Origin of the sequence: [Clostridium] aminophilum, from assembly GCF_900101295.1 — a bacterium.
Taxonomy (GTDB): Bacteria; Bacillota; Clostridia; order Lachnospirales; family Lachnospiraceae; genus Clostridium_R; species Clostridium_R aminophilum_A.
Window position 1 is genome coordinate 24,011 of sequence record NZ_FOIL01000019.1, and the last position, 17,598, is coordinate 41,608.

Sequence of the window (17,598 nt, forward strand, 5' to 3'; positions counted from 1 at the left end):
CTTGCGGACTACGGTTTTTGGTATATAATAATTGTATGAACAATATTTACAGTAGGGAGGATAGGTAATGGCTGAGGAAAAGAAGGGATTTATCAAGGAATTCGGTGAATTTGTGGCTCGTGGAAATGTCATGAACATGGCAGTCGGCGTTATCATCGGCGGTGCGTTTTCCAACATCACCAAATCGCTGACAGATGACATTATTTCCCCGATCCTCGGACTTTTCGGCGGAGCGAATTTTGACCAGTACGTTCTTCCGCTGTCCGGAGACGCAGTCATCAGTTACGGTAAATTCATCACGGCAGTGATCAATTTCCTGATCATGGCGTTTGTGGTGTTCTGGCTGGTGAAGACCGTCAACCGCATCGTGGATAAGGCGACGCCGAAAAAGCCGGAAGCGCCGGCCGCTCCGACGACGAAGATCTGCCCGTTCTGCAAATCAGAGATCGCTTTGGAGGCAATCAGATGTCCGCACTGCACATCGGAGATCCCGAAGATGCGTCCGGCAAGCGAGGGATAAGTTTTGGAAAGAAGCTGTCTGCGGATGGCTTCTTTTCTTATTTCATAGGAAATGTCTCCGAAATTTCTCATGACATAAAATGCTCCTCGAGGATGTGCACGCCGCTGTAAAGAAACTGTCACCTTACGGTGCCCAGCGGCGGCGCGCAAAGTCCGCGGGGCTTCCCTCAGGACTGAGGGTATGGGGAAGCCGAAGTCCGCTTGCGGACTTTGCGCGCTCGGCTATGGAAGAGGTCTCAAAGTAATATCGTGGAAAGATGGCGTAAAACGATTTCACGACATTGAGGAATGAATCTTGATAAAAAAATACAAACGTATTACGATTGACTACAGTACAGATGCTTTTGTGTTTTGAACAGGAGGTACAGCATTGACTGAAAAAAGGCTTGTGATTCGGCCGAATAAGTACAATGGCGCGACATCTGTTACGTCGATGAGACTGCCTAAGGATATGCTGACGGCTGTCGATGCGGTTGCGGCTGAAACGGGTAAGACCCGAAATGAAATATTACTGCTCAGCATAGAGTTTGCACTGGACAATATGCAGATCGAAAAAAATGATTGAACTTTTAATTTATGCCTGCCGTTTGCATTGAAAGAAGCAGGCGGCAGGCATATTTCATGTGGGGGGACGAAAATGTTAAACATATATTTTGGTGAGATGCCGGAGGCCATCTATGACACATCGACCTATTTTCGGCATGCTTATAAGAACAAGTGGATCACCGATCCTATGACGGTTGAAATGATCAGGGACGTAGATAAATCTGAGGTGATTGACGATAATCTGATTCAGAGTCCGGTCTTAGGGCCGATCTCTCCATCACAATTATCCGGCGGTGCGAAAACGCTTATTCTGATTTATAAGGATTCCGATAAAATCTTCAATGCTTCCAAATGCGGGGATAACTGCGCAAAATGGCTGCTGAAGATGTCGGAAAAGAAGAAAAAAGTCATTAACCTGCGTCACATCATGGATTTTGGAAACGGAAAATTTAAGGTCAAAGTTGTAAATAACGGAAAGATTGCCACCAACATGAAGGAATTGGTCCTTCTTGCCGGTGAGTATGTGTGAGGTCGGTATGAAGGGAAAACATATAGTTAAAATCTCGGATAACCGGGTTAAGTACAGCTTTGAACTGGTTCGGAACATTACCATAGTGCAGGGCAACAGCGGTACCGGAAAAACGACTCTCTACGATATGGTTGCCGCGTATGCACGGCTTAAGGACAAGAGTAGTGTGCAGATTATCTGCGACAAGCCCTGTGTTGCTCTCCGGCCGGATTCTGACTGGCAGCATATGCTGGAAAACACAAGGGACAGTATCGTTTTCATTGATGAGGAGTCCGATTATGTCGGAAAACAGGAGTTTGCCTATGCAATCAAGCAAACCGATAATTACTATGTTATTTTCACACGTGAAAACCTGCATAATCTGCCCTACAGCGTGGAGGAGATCTACGAGATCCATACATCCGGCAAGCTCCATACCTTCCGCAAGTTGTATAAGCAGCAGCCCAATTTCAGATATTCACGGAAGGCCGGACGAAGAAAGAAGACCGAATTCTCCCATTTCATCACAGAGGATTCCAAAAGTGGCTTTGAGTTTTATGAGCACTATTTTGACGGCAGTTCCGTCAGGTGCGTTTCCGCAAAATCAAATTCGTCCATTTATTCTTGGTTGACGGCCAATAAGGATAAAAAAATATTTGTCATTGCAGATGGCGCAGCATTCGGCGCCGAAATGAACCGTATTATGGCACTGCAGGAACATTATCCGGATATGACGATCTGCCTGCCGGAATCCTTTGAATGGCTGATCCTGAAATCCGGACTTGTTCAGACCAGCGATTTAAAGGAGATACTTGACAACCCTTCCGATTACATTGAGTCATCTAAACACTTTAGTTGGGAACAGTTTTTTACGGATTATCTGGTGCATAATACACAGGGTACGCATTATAGATACAGCAAGAATGGTATGAGCAGTTTCTATACAGTTCGCAATAACATGGAACAGGTCGTGGCACTGATAGGGATAGACGGAAACGGAGCGTAAACAGAGGGGACTTCAGGCAATAACAAAAGCAAAGGATTCCGATCAGGTAGAACTTGCACATTGACAATTCACATATGTAGTTTCTGTGAAGTGTATGGCGCTTGCGGACGACCTCTGTTAGAATGTAGCCAACAAGAAAGAAGAATCGTTTTTGAAGGTGATTTTCCTAAAACGGAAAACCTGTGGCTTACAAGGATAACGATGGGAAAAGATTGAGGTGACAGATATGGATAAGGCGAAAATTCTTATTGTGGATGATGAAGCGCGTATGCGGAAACTGGTCCGTGATTTCCTGATGCTGAAGGATTTTCAGGTTGTGGAGGCGGAAGACGGTGAGCAGGCGGTGGAGATCTTTTTCGACCAGAAAGACATCCAGCTGATCATTCTGGATGTCATGATGCCGAAGATGGACGGATGGGATGTCCTTCGCACCATCCGGAAGTATTCCGAGGTGCCGGTTATCATGCTGACAGCCCGGACGGAGGAAAATGATGAGCTGAACGGGTTCGGGCTCGGCGCGGACGAGTACATTGCCAAGCCCTTCAGCCCGAAAATCCTGGTTGCCCGTGTCGAGGCGATTCTTCGCAGAAGCGGAACTGCGTCTTCGGATGTGATCGATGTCGGCGGAATCAAGATCGACAAGTCAGCGCATCAGGTCAGTGTGGAAGGGGAGACGGTGGATCTCAGCTTCAAGGAGTTTGAACTCCTGACCTATTTTGTCGAGAATCAGGGGCAGGCGCTGTCCAGAGAAAAGATTCTGAACAACGTGTGGAACTACGACTACTACGGCGACGCCCGCACCATCGACACTCATGTGAAGAAGCTACGCAGCAAGCTCGGACCGGATGGCGATTACATAAAGACGGTTTGGGGCATGGGATACAAGTTCCTGCCGGAACATGACGCGAAGTGACCGGCGGATACTTATGCCGGTACAAAGCATCCGGCGACGACGGTCATGCGGATGAAAAAATATTTCTTGAATGAAAAGAGTGTCTCAGGGAAGAAAAGAAGCAGAAATACGATAGGAGAGGGTTGCTCATGAAATGCAGAATCAATCCGAAATCCCTCCGGTTCCGCGTCACGCTGACTTTTGTGGCCGTCACGGCGGTGCTGTTTGCATCGGTTCTGGCGGTGAACACCTGGTTCCTTGAAGGTTATTACCGGAATTATAAAGTTCAGGTTTTGAAAGATGCCTATGAGGAGATCAATGCGGTTGTCCAGGAAGCGGCGGAGCGGGACCAGAAGGAAATGATCACCGGGGAAGAAGAGGATTCCGGCGGGACGGAGGTGATCAATGATCCCAAAGACGGTGTGACCGTCATCACCGGAGACGATGGAAATTCGAAGCGCTTTAACATGAAGCCGCCGATGGCCGGCCCGGTTCTACAGCCGGAGGACCGTGGGGACCGGGACGGCTATGAGGAGAAAAAACAGGCCGGTTCCGGGGACGGCGCAGAGAAGACGCAGAGTGAAAACGGATCAGACAGCGCAGAGAAGACGCAGAGCGAAGCCGGAACGGACAGCGCAGAGAAGACACAGAGCAGTGCTGCGGACGCCGGTTCCGACGATGACGAAGATGATTTCAGCATCGCCACGGATCCGACGGTGGCGGAAACCGTGCGCAGACTCCGGGATACCTCCGGCATCTCCATTGTCATTTATGACAGTCTGCGGAACGAGACGCTTCTGACCTCCACGGCGGATGCGCGGAAACTCCGCGACCGTGTGCAGCGCTACATCATTGGCCAGTATCCGAAAGATCTGGACGTCCTCTATGAGGATGAAAACTACAAGATTCAGACCGCCTTCGACGCGTTTTCCAACACAAAATCGCTGGAGAGCTGGGGATATTTTACGGACAACGGAACCGTCTTCATCATGGCGATCCCTCTGGATTCGATCCGTGAGGCGTCCGGTATCTCCAACAGCTTTCTGATGCGGGTCGGTCTGATTGTGATCGTGGTGGGAAGTATCCTGATCTATCTGATCACGAAGCGGATCACCGAACCGCTGGCAGATTTGTCAAAATTGTCCGAGCGCATGTCGCAGCTTGATTTTACGGCGAAATACAGTGACCGGAAAAATGCGGCTGCGGAGGTGACAACCCTCGGAAAGAGCATGAATGTTCTGTCGGACCGTCTGAGCAGCACGATTGAGGAACTGAAGACGGCCAACGAACAGCTCCAGAAGGACATCGATGAGAAGGTGAAGATCGATGAACTCCGAAAAGAGTTTATCGCCAATGTTTCTCATGAGCTGAAGACGCCGATTGCACTGATTCAGGGATATGCGGAGGGACTCGTCGAGGGCATGGCGGAAGACCCGGAGAACCGGGACTATTACTGCGGCGTCATTATGGATGAGGCCAACAAGATGAACAAGATGGTGCGTCAGCTGCTGACGCTGACCGCTCTCGAGTTCGGCCGCGAGAGGACGGATTTCCGGGAGATCAATCTGACCGAGGTTGTGCGCGGCGTGATTACGGCGAACCAGATCCGCCTGAAAGAAAAAGGACTGTCGGCGGAATTTGACGGGGCGGTTCCGCAGATGGTTCTGGCCGACGAATTCCAGATAGAGCAGGTCATCACCAATTATCTGAACAATGCGGTAAACCACGCAGAAGGCGAAAAGAGAATCTCGATCCGGATGGAGAGAGATGAGATGCGCGGCGTTGTGCGAACCACCGTCTTCAACAGCGGAAAAAACATTCCGCAGGAGGAACTCGGAAAACTCTGGCAGAAGTTCTATAAGGTGGACAAGGCGAGAACCCGGGCATACGGCGGAAGCGGTATCGGTCTCTCAATCGTGAAAGCCATTATGGACGGCCATCATCAGGCATACGGCGTGACCAATGTCTCCGGCGGCGTCGAGTTCTGGTTCGAACTGAAGCTTGCGGAGCAGGAAACACCGGGGGCGGAGTGAGATCAGCCACCGGGGCTCCGAGACCATGAATCATGATAAACTCCGGCAAACGCTGCCGGAGTTTTGTGATTGTGCGGAAAGACGGGCGGATCGGGCCGGAACGCTTTATGGAAGGGGATGCCGAAAACCTTCCGGCGGTTCGGAGGTTCGTTGACAGAAATATGGGAAAACGATAATATAATATTTTTAGAGTATAGTTCGTGACGAATCAGAAGTCATGACAAAACCGTTTTTGATACAGGAGAACAATGTGACAAAATTTGAATTGCTGGCACCCTGCCATTTCGGACTGGAGTCCGTATTAAAACGCGAGATCACCGATCTCGGATATGAGATCACGGAGGTGGAAAACGGAAGAGTAACCTTCCGCGGCGACGCTTCCGCGGTGGCCCGCGCCAACATTTTCCTCCGCACTGCAGAACGCGTGCTTCTGAAGGTGGGCGATTTCGAGGCGAAAAGCTTCGACGAGCTGTTTGAGGAGACAAAGGCAATTCCGTGGGAGGAATATCTCCCGAAGGACGGAAAATGCTGGGTAAAAAAGGCTTCTTCTATTAATAGTAAACTTTTCTCGACATCGGATATCCAGCGCATTATGAAGAGGGCGCTGGCAAACCGTATGCAGGATGCGTACCATATGGACCGCATGCCGGAGACCGGAGAGGAATTTCCGCTGCGTGTCTTCTTCCTGAAAGACAGGTGCGTCGTCGGAATCGATACCAGCGGAGACTCTCTTCACAAGCGGGGCTACCGCCTGATGCAGGGCGCGGCGCCGATCACCGAGACGCTGGCAGCGGCGCTGATACTGCTGACGCCGTGGCATCCGGACCGCATTCTGGTGGATCCGTTCTGCGGATCCGGAACCTTTCCCATCGAGGCGGCCATGATCGCGGCGGGAATCGCCCCGGGCATGAACCGCTCTTTTGTGGCGGAATCCTGGAATCATCTGATTCCGAAAAAATGCTGGTACGACGCCATTGATGAGGCACAGGATATGGTGAAAGAGGATGCGGTCTGCGATATTCAGGGATATGACATTGACCCGGATATCATCAAAGTGGCCAGAGAGAACGCGGAACGCGCCGGCGTAGACCACCTGATTCATTTTCAGCAGAGACCGGTCGATCAGCTCAGCCATCCGAAAAAATACGGATTTATCATCACCAACCCGCCCTACGGCGAGCGACTGGAAGAGAAAAAAGCACTTCCGGCTATCTATCGGGCACTCGGCGAGCGGTTTCGGAATCTCGACGACTGGTCGATGTTTATGATTACTTCCTACGAGAAGGCGGAGAAGGACATCGGGCGGAAGGCGGACAAGAACCGAAAGATTTATAACGGAATGCTGAAAACGTATTTCTATTCCTTTATGGGAAAGAAGCCGCCGAAGCGCAGAATTGAGACTCCGAAGACGGAAGGATGAAAGACATGAACCGAATTGTATTTGCCACCGGAAACAAGGGAAAGATCCGTGAGATCCGCGAGATCATGGACGGTCTCGGTTTTGAGATCGTGACGATGAAAGAAGCCGGCTTTGACGGCGACATCGAAGAGGGCGCAGATTCCTTTGCCGCAAACAGCGAGATTAAGGCGAAGGCGGTATGGGCGAAGACCGGAGGCGTAGTCCTGGCGGACGATTCCGGTCTTGTGATCGACTGCCTCGGCGGAGAGCCGGGCGTCCTCTCGGCCCGTTATATGGAAGGCCATTCCTATGAGGAAAAGAACGCGAATCTGATCGAACGGGTCAACCAGGCCGGCGGCGCAAGAACAGCCCGCTTTGTCGCGGATATCTGCGCCGTTCTTCCGGACGGATCGGTAGAGCACACTCAGAAGACGATGGAGGGAGAGATCGCGGAAAAACCGGCGGGAGACGGCGGCTTCGGCTACGATCCGATTCTGTATCTTCCGGAATATGGAAAGACAAGTGCCGAGATCACGGAAGAGGAGAAGAATACCATCAGTCATCGGGGGAAGGCACTCCGTGCGATGCGGGAGATTCTCGTGAAAAAGCTGGCGAAATAAAGGAAAAAGGATGAAAGTTCTGATTGTGAGTGACTCCCATCGCAAAGACGGGAATCTGCTGGAAGTGATACAGGGAACCGCCCCGTTCGATATGATGATTCATCTCGGGGACGGGGAAGGAAGCGATGAAATGATTCGCGGATGGTGCGAGGAGGCAAGCCCGGGCTGTGAGATCCATATGGTTCAGGGCAACAATGATTTCTTTTCGGGACTGCCGAGTGAGGAAGAGTTTATGATCGGCCCGTACCGCACGTTTATCACACACGGACACCGGTACGGGGTTTCCATGGGACCGGAGCGTCTGGCGGACGAAGCGGAGGCGAGGGGCGCAAAAATTGCCATGTTCGGCCATACGCACAAGCCGTATCTGGGCAGGGAAGACGGGCTGACCGTGCTGAACCCGGGCAGCATCTCTTATCCGCGGCAGGAGGGGCGAAGACCCACGTTTGCGATTCTGGAGATCGACGAAAACGGAGAACTGGAAATCGGGCATTACTACCTATAAAATGTCGGAGATGTCAAACCAATTAAAAAAATATAAAAAACATGCTTGACATTGACTCGGATGTTTAGTATACTACCTTTGCTGTTGAGCGATCGACAGCGAATGACTCAGTAGCTCAGCTGGATAGAGCAACGGCCTTCTAAGCCGTGTGTCCGGGGTTCGAATCCCCGCTGGGTCATTGATTGCAAGACAATCAAATATGGTGGGTATGGCGTAGTCGGTTAACGCGCCAGATTGTGGATCTGGAGATCGTGGGTTCGAGTCCCACTATCCACCCTTTCCTTACTGGACAAGGAGAATATTTTGGGCCATAGCCAAGCGGTTAAGGCACAGGACTTTGACTCCTGCAGCGTTGGTCCGAATCCAACTGGCCCAGTCTGGTTTATGATTCGGGGTATTAGCTCAGGTGGTAGAGCACTTGACTTTTAATCAAGTTGTCCGGGGTTCGAGTCCCCGATGCCTCATGAAACGATGAAGGGAGCACGAAGGTGCTCCCTTTTTTCATAGGAAATTTCTCCGAAATTCCCTATGAAAAAAACGCTCCGCGGACTTTGTTCCGTCATAGAAAAGTTCGCCGAATGATCCTGTGACACAAAACGATTCGGGAGGATGCGCGCGCCTAAAAAGTTGGTGCGGCTCAAATAGACAAACTAACTTGTCTGCTTGAGCCTATGGGCAAAATATGATATCATTTATTCGATATATTTATACAATTTACCGCTTTCTGTGCGGATAATACGGGAGGAAGAGTATGGAGGACATTACGAAAAAAACAGAAGAGGAGTCCAAAGAGCCGGTAAGCAAAAACTTTATCGAGCGCGAGATTGATAAAGACCTTGCGGAGGGAGTTTACGACCATGTTCAGACCCGTTTTCCGCCGGAGCCGAACGGATATCTTCACATCGGACATGCAAAGTCGATTCTTTTGAATTACGGCCTTGCGAAAGAGTACGGCGGCAAGTTCAATTTCCGCTTTGATGATACCAATCCGACCAAGGAAAAGACCGAATTCGTTCAGTCCATCATTGCGGATGTAAAGTGGCTCGGAGCGGATTTCGGCGATGAAGTCTTCTACGCATCCAACTACTTTGATAAGATGTATGAGTGCGCGGTGGAACTGATCAAAAAAGGAAAAGCCTTTGTCTGTGATCTGACAGCGGATGAAATCCGTGAATACCGCGGCGATTTCACACATCCGGGCAAGGAGAGCCCGTACCGGAACCGTTCTGTGGAAGAGAACCTGGAACTCTTTGAAAACATGAAGAACGGCGTGTACAAGGACGGCGAGAAGGTTCTCCGCGCAAAGATCGACATGGCGTCTCCGAATATTAATATGAGAGATCCGGTCATCTACCGCGTGGCGCGTCAGCATCACCACAATACCGGCGACAAATGGTGCATTTACCCGATGTACGATTTCGCGCATCCGATCGAGGATGCGGTAGAGGGAATCACTCACTCCATCTGCACACTGGAATTCGAGGATCACAGACCGTTGTATGACTGGGTTGTCCGTGAGTGCGGATTCGAGATGCCGCCGAGACAGATCGAGTTTGCCAAAATGTACCTGACCAACGTGGTAACGGGAAAGCGTTACATCAAAAAGCTGGTAGAGGACAAGGTGGTTGACGGATGGGATGATCCGAGACTGGTTACCATCGCTGCTCTGAGAAGAAGAGGATACACACCGGAGTCCATCCAGAAGTTTGTAGAACTTGCCGGCGTATCCAAGGCAGACAACTCCATCGACAGCGCGTCCCTGGAGAGCTGCATCCGCGACGATCTGAAACTGAAGGCGAAGCGTGTCATGGCGGTTCTCCATCCGCTGAAGCTGATCATCGACAATTATCCGGAAGATCAGATCGAGGAACTGGATGTTTCCAACAACACCGAGAATGAGGCGCTGGGAAGCAGAAAGGTGCCTTTCGGCAGAGAACTCTGGATCGAGCAGGATGACTTCATGGAGGTTCCGGAGAAGAAGTACAGAAGACTGTATCCGGGCAATGAGGTCCGCCTGATGAATGCATACTTCGTAACCTGCACCGGCGTAGATAAAGATGCGGACGGCAACATCACCGCCGTTCACGCTACCTACGATCCGGAAACCCGCGGAGGCGACTGCGCTACCAGAAAGGTTAAGGGAACCATCCATTGGGTTGCGGCAAAGACCGCATTCAAGGCAACCGTTCGTCTGTATGAGAACCTGGTTGACGAGGAGAAGGGCAAACTCAATGCCGACGGCACGCTGAACCTGAATCCGCACAGCCTGACCGTGATCGAGGATGCTTATCTGGAACCGAGCCTCAAGAGCGCGAAGGAATTCGACCGCTTCCAGTTTGTCCGTGACGGTTTCTACTGTGTTGACTGCAAGGACAGCAAAGAGGGCCAGCCGGTATTCAACCGTATTGTTCCGCTGAAGAGCTCGTTCAAAGTTCAGAAGTAAGAAAAACGGTTTTTTGGATCTGCCTGAGACCGAAATTATATAGAGATTTCTCTATGATAAAACGGCAGGGACACAGAGAAATATAACCGGAACCGATAACCACTATAATATAGTAATAATTCATCACCGCACCGTCGATATATCTATTGCAGATTATCGCCGTTGCGGTGTTTTTTGCTCATTTATGGACGATATTGCGTATAGTTGGAAAGCCGGTTTGAATTTTAACGTAGATTAATGAAAGATTATGATTTCGTAAGGAAGTTCGTTGACTTTCCATAGCACATACGCTATAATTCCAAAAGGAAAAAGGGCAGATTCTGTGAATGTGGACAAATCTAGCAAAAGGGCAATCTTCCCTTTTTATATTTTGCCCTTTTGAAAATGGAATACGTTCCATAATGCGGAATCTTAACTTTGCATTGCGGCCTTTTCCAGCCGCGGGTCATATTTCAAAGGAGGTGTAGTCCAGATGTATACAGCAACCACAATGAACATTCCTACCGCTCTGGTTGTCTCTGTCAGCGGATTGGCTGTCGTTTTCATCATGCTGCTCATTCTGATGTTCGCCATCGCAATCATTTCTTCCATAGTCGGAAGCATTGCGGGAACAAAGAAACAGCAGCCGGTTAAGGCAGCAGCAGCCGCTCCGGTAGTGAACGACGAGGCAGACAAGGAACTTCTTGCAGTTCTCGCAGCTACCATTGCAGAGGATCTCGGCAGTCAGCCGGATGAGTTCCAGATCACAAAAGTTACGGAGATCAGATAATTTATTTCTGGGAATGAAGGATTTTTGAAAGGAAGGTTACCGCAGTTATGAAGTACACAGCTACTCTGAACGGTAAGAATTACGAAGTAGAATTAGAGAGAGTTGACGCTTATGCACCGATCCCGAGATTCGGTGAGGCACAGGCAGCTCCGACAGCACCGATCGCAGCACCGGCACCGGCCGTAGCTCCGGCTACCGCTCCGGTTCAGGCAGCAGCACCGGCTCCGGCAGCAGCTCCGGCTCCGGCAGCAGCACCGGCAGGCGCAGGTTCCGTTAATGTTGAAGCTCCGATGCCGGGTAAGATCCTTAAGGTTAATGTTACATCCGGACAGGCAGTTAAGTATGGTGAGTGTGTCATTGTTATGGAAGCGATGAAGATGGAAAATGAGATCGTAGCTCCGCAGGACGGCACGGTTGCTTCTGTTAATGTAAAGGCTGGCGATATGGTTGATACCGGCGCTGTCCTTGCAACTCTGAATTGATCCGCAGCAAATCAAGGGAAAGGATAAAAACGATATGAAGTACATTGCTACCATCAATGGAAAAAAATATGAAGTAGAAGTACAGCAGGTGAACGGCTACAAGTCTCTGGACCGCAACGGCGTTGCAGCTCCGCAGGCAGTAGCACTTCCGCAGTCCGCACCGGTTGCGGCAGCACCGGCTCCGGCAGCAGCTCCGGCACCGGCACCGGCACCGGCTCCGGCGGCAGCACCGGCTCCGGCGGCAGCTCCGGCAGCAGCAGGCGCAGCTTCCGTTGAAGCCCCGATGCCGGGCAAGATCCTGAAGGTTAACGCAAATGTTGGACAGGCAGTTAAGTACGGTGAGTGCGTAATTGTCATGGAAGCTATGAAGATGGAGAACGAGATCGTAGCTCCGCAGGACGGAACCGTTGCTTCCGTTAACGTAAAGGCCGGCGACTCTGTAGATACCGGCGCAGTTCTGATGACCCTTAACTAATTGACAGGAGGCAAGTAATGGATTTTATTGGAATTCTGACGAGTCTTGCTGCTGAGTCCGGTTTCGCGTCTCTGCAGTGGGAGCAGTGCGTCATGATCGCTGTTTCTTTCATCCTGATCTACCTGGCAATTGTAAAGGAGTTCGAACCGCTTCTGCTTCTGCCGATCGCGTTCGGTATGCTCCTGACAAACCTTCCGGCTGCAAACCTTGCATACGATGCAACAGCAAACGGCGGTGCCTGGTATGATTCCGGACTTCTTCACATCCTGTTCATGGGTGAGAAATGTAACCTGTTCCCGTGTCTGATGTTCCTCTGCATCGGTGCGATGACAGACTTCGGACCGCTGATTGCGAACCCGATCGCTCTGATCCTCGGTGCGGCAGCACAGTTCGGTATCTACGTTGCGTTCTGCCTTGCAATCATCACAGGTATGTTCACACCGCAGCAGGCAGCTTCCATCGGTATCATCGGTGGTGCTGACGGCCCGACCGCGATTTATCTTGCAAACAACCTGGCACCGGAGCTGATGTCCCCGATCGCCGTTGCTGCATATTCCTACATGGCGCTGATCCCGATGATCCAGCCGCCGATCATGAAGGCAATGACCACACTCGAAGAGAGAAAGACAAGAATGCCGCAGCTTCGTGCCGTAACAAAGGCAGAGAAGATCGTATTCCCGGTATTCGTAGCACTCTTCACATCCCTTCTCCTTCCGTCCGTAGCACCGCTTCTTGGTATGCTGATGCTCGGAAACCTGTTCAAGGAGTCCGGAGTTGTAGATCGTCTTGTTGATACTGCAACAAACCAGCTGTGCAACATTGTTACCATCTTCCTTGGCGTGGGCGTAGGTTCCACTGCAACCGGTCCGGTATTCCTGAGACCGCAGACCCTGGCTATCATTGCTCTCGGTCTTCTTGCATTCGGTTTCGCTACTGCCGGCGGTCTTATCCTTGGCAAGGTCATGTACATCTGCACAGGAAAGAAGATCAATCCGCTGATCGGTTCCGCAGGTGTATCTGCCGTTCCGATGGCTGCTCGTATCGCCCAGAAGGTTGGATCCGAGGCTGATCCGGCTAACTTCCTTCTGATGAATGCTATGGGCCCGAACGTTGCCGGAGTTATCGGTTCTGCGGTTGCAGCCGGTTTCTTCATGGTTCTTTTCAAGGGCTGATGTACATAAGGATACCATTCCAACGTATTCAAAGCGCGAGCCACAAATCCATATTAAATTGTTATGCACTGCGGGGTAGTCACCGGCCGTAGGCTGATGACTCCCACCGCTTCATATGCTGCTTCACAGGCAGACAGGAAGACGCGCGTAAAGCGCGCCCGGCTGGGGTGTGTGCCAGCCCGGGCGCGGAGACGCCCCGCAGTTTGTATAAATAAGATGCTTTAAAAGTTTTACAAAAGGAGGCTTTATTGTGAGTAATAAAGTAATGTCTTTACATGATGCAGTTGCCAAGTACGTACAGTCTGGCGACCAGATCTCCTTCGGTGGATTCACAACAAACAAGAAGCCGATGGCTGCTGTTCGTGAGATCCTTCGTCAGGGACAGAAAGATTTCATCGTATGGGCAGGTCCGGCAGGATCTGACTGGGATATGATGATCGGTGAGAACCGCGTAAAAGCTTACATCAACTGCTATACCGCAGATTCCGGTGTAACCAACGTTTCCCGCCGTTTCAGAAAGAAGATCGAGTCTGGAGAGCTCATCTATGAGGACTATTCTCAGGATGCTATCATGTACATGCTCCACGCTGCATCTCTCGGACTTCCGTTCCTTCCGGTTCGCTTCATGATCGGTTCCGGTCTTGTTGACGAGTGGGGAATCTCCAAGGAAGTACGCAAGACCATCCCGGGCCTTACCGAGGATAAGTTCGTATATGTAGAGAACCCGTTCAAGAAGGGCGAGAAGGTTGTTGCTCTTCCGGTTCCGCAGCTTGATACCGCAATCATCCACGTTCAGAAGGCATCCCCGGACGGTACCTGTGTACTTCTCGGCGATGAGTTCCACGATGTTGATATTGCTGTTGCAGCAAAGAAGACCATCGTTACTTGCGAAGAGCTCGTAAGCAACGAGGAGATCCGTCGTGATCCGACCAAGACAAAGCTTCCGTGCTTCACTGTAGACGCTGTCTGCGTAGTTCCGTACGGTGCTCATCCGACACAGTGCTACGATTACTATGATTATGATAACGCATTCCTTAAGGCTTATGGCGCAGCTTCCAAGACAGAGGAAGACTTCCACACATTCCTGAATGAGTGGATCTACGACGTTAAGGACCAGGATGAGTACCTGGAGAAGCTGGGTGTTAAGCGCCTTCTCAACCTGAAAGTAACAGAGGGCTATGGTTATCATACAGATGTAGCTAAGGAGGACTAATCATGGCAGATTATACAAATTACACCAATAAGGAAATGCAGGCTATCACCCTTGCAAAGATGCTCCATGATGGCCAGATCGCAATCGTAGGTACCGGTCTTCCGCTGATCGGCGCTTCCGTAGCTAAGAGAGTATATGCTCCGAACTGCAACCTTGTCGTAGAGTCCGGTCTTATGGACTGCTCCCCGATCGAGGTACCGCGTTCTGTAGGTGACCTTCGTTTCATGGCACACTGCGGTGTTCAGTGGCCGAATATCCGTTTCATCGGATTCGAGACAAACGAGTGGCTCCACGATTCCGACAGAATGATCGGCTTCATCGGCGGCGCGCAGATCGACCCGTACGGAAACGTTAACTCCACCTGCATCGGTGAGTACAACCATCCGAAGACAAGATTTACCGGTTCCGGCGGCGCAAACGCAATCGCTACCTTCACCAACACCGTAATCATGATCCAGCATGAGAAGAGAAGATTCATGCAGAAGATCGATTACGTAACTTCTCCGGGTTGGATCGACGGACCGGACGGCCGTGCAAAACTCGGACTTCCGGCAAACCGCGGACCGCAGGCAGTTGTTACTGACCTCGGTGTTATGAAGTTTGACGAGAAGACAAAGAGAATGTACCTTGCAGGTTACTATGAGTCTTCTTCTCCGGAAGAGGTTATCGAGAACACCGGATTTGATATCGATGTATCCAGAGCAGTTAAGCTCGATGCACCGGATCCGGAGGTTATCAAGATGATCCGTGAAGAGATCGACCCGGATCAGGTATTCATCAAGGTTCCGGTACCGGAAGCAAAGTAAGACCAGATATCGAAGACCAGATATAAAATACAGAGAACAATGTTTCACAGCCGAAACATTGCGCCAGAGCGCTTTCGGAGACATTTCACCGGAAGCGCCCCGGCGTCCGTATAAATAAGGAGATTAAAATGGATTTCTATTCTATGCCGAATTACTTCCAGAATATGCCGACACTCGGAAAGGCTATTCCGGCAGCAAACGCTGAGAACGAGCAGGAGATCAAGACTGTTGAGAAGCAGATTCAGGACAAGGTTGAGGCAACCCGCGCTGCTGGTATCACAACCGAGGAGAAGCTGAACGCGAAGGGCCAGCTCACCGCTATGCAGAGAATCAACGCTCTCGTAGATCCGGGCACATTCTGCTCTCTGAACTCTCTGTTCAACCCGAGCGACAACAAGTTTGGTGATACATCCATCACAAAGGGTCTTGCACGTGTTGGCGGCAAGTGGGTTATGGTTATCGCTTCCGATAACAAGAAGATCGCCGGCGCATGGGTTCCGGGACAGGCTGAGAACCTTCTTCGTGCTTCCGATGCTGCTAAGATTCTTCATGTTCCGGTTGTATACCTTCTGAACTGCTCCGGCGTTGATTTCCCGGTACAGGATCTGGTATATCCGAACAGACGCGGCGGCGGTACACCGTTCTTCCGCAATGCAGAACTCAACCAGCTCGGTCTTCCGGTAATCGTAGGTATCTACGGAACTAACCCGGCAGGCGGCGGCTATCACTCCATCTCCCCGACCATCCTGATCGCTCACAAAGATGCGAACATGGCAGTCGGCGGCGCTGGTATCCTTTCCGGTATGAACCCGAAGGGCAGAGTTGATATGGAAGTTGCTCAGGGTATCATCGATAACCTTGAGGCAAACAAGAACAACAAGGTTCCGGCTCCGGGTTCCGTTCCGGTTCACTATGACCAGACCGGATTCTTCCGTGAGGTATATCAGGACGATTACGGCGTAATCGAGGGCATCAAGAAGTATGTAAGCTATCTGCCGGCATACAACCTTGAGTTCTTCCGCGTTGACAGCCCGAAGGCTCCGAAGTTCCCGGCAGAGGATCTTTACAGCCTCATCCCGGCAAACAGCAAGAAGCCGTACGATGTTCGTGAGGTTATCGCTCGTCTTGTCGATGATTCCCAGTACCTCGAGTACAAGAAGACATATGGACCGGAGATGACCACGGGTCTTGCAAAGGTAAATGGTCTCCTTGTTGGTATCATCGCAAACGTTCAGGGTATCCTGATGAACTATCCGAAGTACTATGAGAACGGCGGCCAGGGCCACGTATCCGTAGGTGGTAAGCTTTACCGTGAAGGTCTCATCAAGATGAACGAGTTCGTAACTCTGTGCGCACGTGACCGCATTCCGCTGATCTGGCTGCAGGATACAACCGGTATCGATGTAGGTGACGATGCAGAGAAGGCTGAGCTTCTTGGTCTTGGTCAGTCCCTGATCTACTCCATCCAGAACTCCGGTATGCCGTCTCTCGAGGTAACACTCCGTGTTGCTTCCGCAGCAGCTCACTATGTACTTGGCGGTCCGCAGGGTAATGACAACAACGCATTCTCCATCGGTACTGCAGTTTCCAAGTACTATGTAATGCCGGGTGTAACCGCAGCAAACGCTCTGTACTCCAGAAGACTTGTGAAGGAGCAGAAGGCAGGCAACGACCTTCAGCCGGTTATCGATAAGATGAACAACCTGATCGAGGATTACGAGACAAAGTCCGCTCCGGCTTACACAGCTAAGATGGGTATGGTAGACGAGATCGTTGACATGACAGAGATCCGTCCGTACATGCAGGCATTCACAGAGGCTGCTTACCAGAACCCGCAGTCCATCTGCCCGATGCATCAGATGATCACTCCGAGAGCACAGCGCGATTTTGAGGCTAACTACGAGAAGTAATTTGCGAAAGCAATGAGCGATAGCCGCGAAGTGTGTTTCGTCTCAATTGAAACATAAGTCCGTTCGTCGGACACAACAGGATAAGTTTTTCGTTCCGCTCCGAGACACCGGCAATTAAGGCAGGTTGGTGGGGCTGGTTCCGGAGATAACGACGAGAGCAATGCGGACCGCATATTGCCGGCTATGCGGCAAATGCGGTCCGTTCCTTTTTGCGCACTGATATTTTATCCAAAAGTGACGAAATAAATGTCGGAACGAAAACGAAAAAAATGGCATATCCTATGCAATACACTGAAGGAA

General features: G+C 50.9%; 17 protein-coding genes and 4 tRNA genes. All 21 read left to right on the forward strand.

Annotated features, from left to right (window positions below; genetic code table 11):
- Nucleotides 1-67 precede the first annotated feature (67 nt).
- On the forward strand, nt 68-520 hold the full coding sequence (gene mscL / locus BMW41_RS06675; protein WP_074649421.1) for a large conductance mechanosensitive channel protein MscL: 453 nt from the start codon (nt 68-70) through the stop codon (nt 518-520).
- Between the two features lie 369 nt (nt 521-889).
- Nucleotides 890-1,084 carry a hypothetical protein gene (locus tag BMW41_RS06680; RefSeq protein WP_074649422.1) on the forward strand — a complete coding sequence of 65 codons (195 nt, stop codon included), beginning with the start codon at nt 890-892 and terminating at the stop codon, nt 1,082-1,084.
- Between the two features lie 72 nt (nt 1,085-1,156).
- Nucleotides 1,157-1,594: a DUF4869 domain-containing protein gene (locus BMW41_RS06685; protein ID WP_074649423.1), complete on the forward strand. Its 438-nt coding sequence runs from the start codon at nt 1,157-1,159 to the stop codon at nt 1,592-1,594.
- A 7-nt stretch (nt 1,595-1,601) separates the two neighbouring features.
- A complete protein-coding gene (locus BMW41_RS06690; RefSeq protein WP_074649445.1) occupies nt 1,602-2,579 on the forward strand; it encodes a DEAD/DEAH box helicase family protein in 978 nt (325 codons plus the stop codon).
- 226 nt (nt 2,580-2,805) lie between these two features.
- Complete coding sequence (locus BMW41_RS06695; RefSeq protein ID WP_074649424.1) at nt 2,806-3,492, forward strand: response regulator transcription factor; 687 nt, start codon at nt 2,806-2,808, stop codon at nt 3,490-3,492.
- A gap of 128 nt (nt 3,493-3,620) precedes the next feature.
- A complete protein-coding gene (locus tag BMW41_RS06700) occupies nt 3,621-5,504 on the forward strand; it encodes a HAMP domain-containing sensor histidine kinase (RefSeq protein ID WP_074649425.1) in 1,884 nt (627 codons plus the stop codon).
- 250 nt (nt 5,505-5,754) lie between these two features.
- Entirely contained in the window at nt 5,755-6,924 is a 1,170-nt protein-coding gene (locus BMW41_RS06705; protein ID WP_242870303.1) for a THUMP domain-containing class I SAM-dependent RNA methyltransferase, read from the forward strand.
- Nucleotides 6,921-7,523, forward strand: coding sequence for an RdgB/HAM1 family non-canonical purine NTP pyrophosphatase (gene rdgB / locus BMW41_RS06710; protein WP_074649427.1), 603 nt, complete (start codon nt 6,921-6,923; stop codon nt 7,521-7,523). Before BMW41_RS06705 ends, rdgB begins: the two co-directional genes overlap by 4 nt.
- Before the next feature lie 10 nt (nt 7,524-7,533).
- Entirely contained in the window at nt 7,534-8,028 is a 495-nt protein-coding gene (locus tag BMW41_RS06715; protein ID WP_074649428.1) for a YfcE family phosphodiesterase, read from the forward strand.
- A gap of 104 nt (nt 8,029-8,132) precedes the next feature.
- Nucleotides 8,133-8,206 (forward strand) — tRNA-Arg (locus BMW41_RS06720).
- A 24-nt stretch (nt 8,207-8,230) separates the two neighbouring features.
- Nucleotides 8,231-8,304 (forward strand) — tRNA-His (locus BMW41_RS06725).
- A 28-nt stretch (nt 8,305-8,332) separates the two neighbouring features.
- Nucleotides 8,333-8,404: transfer RNA gene (locus BMW41_RS06730), tRNA-Gln, on the forward strand.
- 15 nt (nt 8,405-8,419) lie between these two features.
- A tRNA-Lys gene (locus BMW41_RS06735) sits at nt 8,420-8,492 on the forward strand.
- A 287-nt stretch (nt 8,493-8,779) separates the two neighbouring features.
- The gene (locus BMW41_RS06740; RefSeq protein ID WP_074649429.1) at nt 8,780-10,471 is read left to right on the forward strand and encodes a glutamine--tRNA ligase/YqeY domain fusion protein; all 1,692 of its coding nucleotides are present in this window, start codon (nt 8,780-8,782) and stop codon (nt 10,469-10,471) included.
- A 472-nt stretch (nt 10,472-10,943) separates the two neighbouring features.
- Nucleotides 10,944-11,240, forward strand: coding sequence for an OadG family protein (locus BMW41_RS06745; protein ID WP_074649430.1), 297 nt, complete (start codon nt 10,944-10,946; stop codon nt 11,238-11,240).
- A 47-nt stretch (nt 11,241-11,287) separates the two neighbouring features.
- The gene (locus tag BMW41_RS06750) at nt 11,288-11,722 is read left to right on the forward strand and encodes an acyl-CoA carboxylase biotin carboxyl carrier protein subunit (protein WP_031474913.1); all 435 of its coding nucleotides are present in this window, start codon (nt 11,288-11,290) and stop codon (nt 11,720-11,722) included.
- A gap of 34 nt (nt 11,723-11,756) precedes the next feature.
- Complete coding sequence (locus BMW41_RS06755) at nt 11,757-12,197, forward strand: biotin/lipoyl-containing protein (protein WP_074649431.1); 441 nt, start codon at nt 11,757-11,759, stop codon at nt 12,195-12,197.
- A 17-nt stretch (nt 12,198-12,214) separates the two neighbouring features.
- Entirely contained in the window at nt 12,215-13,369 is a 1,155-nt protein-coding gene (locus BMW41_RS06760) for a sodium ion-translocating decarboxylase subunit beta (RefSeq protein ID WP_074649432.1), read from the forward strand.
- Nucleotides 13,370-13,619: 250 nt separating this feature from the next.
- The gene (gene gctA, locus BMW41_RS06765) at nt 13,620-14,582 is read left to right on the forward strand and encodes a glutaconate CoA-transferase subunit A (RefSeq protein WP_278245611.1); all 963 of its coding nucleotides are present in this window, start codon (nt 13,620-13,622) and stop codon (nt 14,580-14,582) included.
- Between the two features lie 2 nt (nt 14,583-14,584).
- Nucleotides 14,585-15,388, forward strand: a complete 804-nt coding sequence (gene gctB, locus BMW41_RS06770; RefSeq protein ID WP_074649433.1) for a glutaconate CoA-transferase subunit B — start codon at nt 14,585-14,587, stop codon at nt 15,386-15,388.
- Between the two features lie 128 nt (nt 15,389-15,516).
- Nucleotides 15,517-17,298 carry an acyl-CoA carboxylase subunit beta gene (locus BMW41_RS06775; RefSeq protein WP_074649434.1) on the forward strand — a complete coding sequence of 594 codons (1,782 nt, stop codon included), beginning with the start codon at nt 15,517-15,519 and terminating at the stop codon, nt 17,296-17,298.
- Nucleotides 17,299-17,598: the final 300 nt, after the last annotated feature.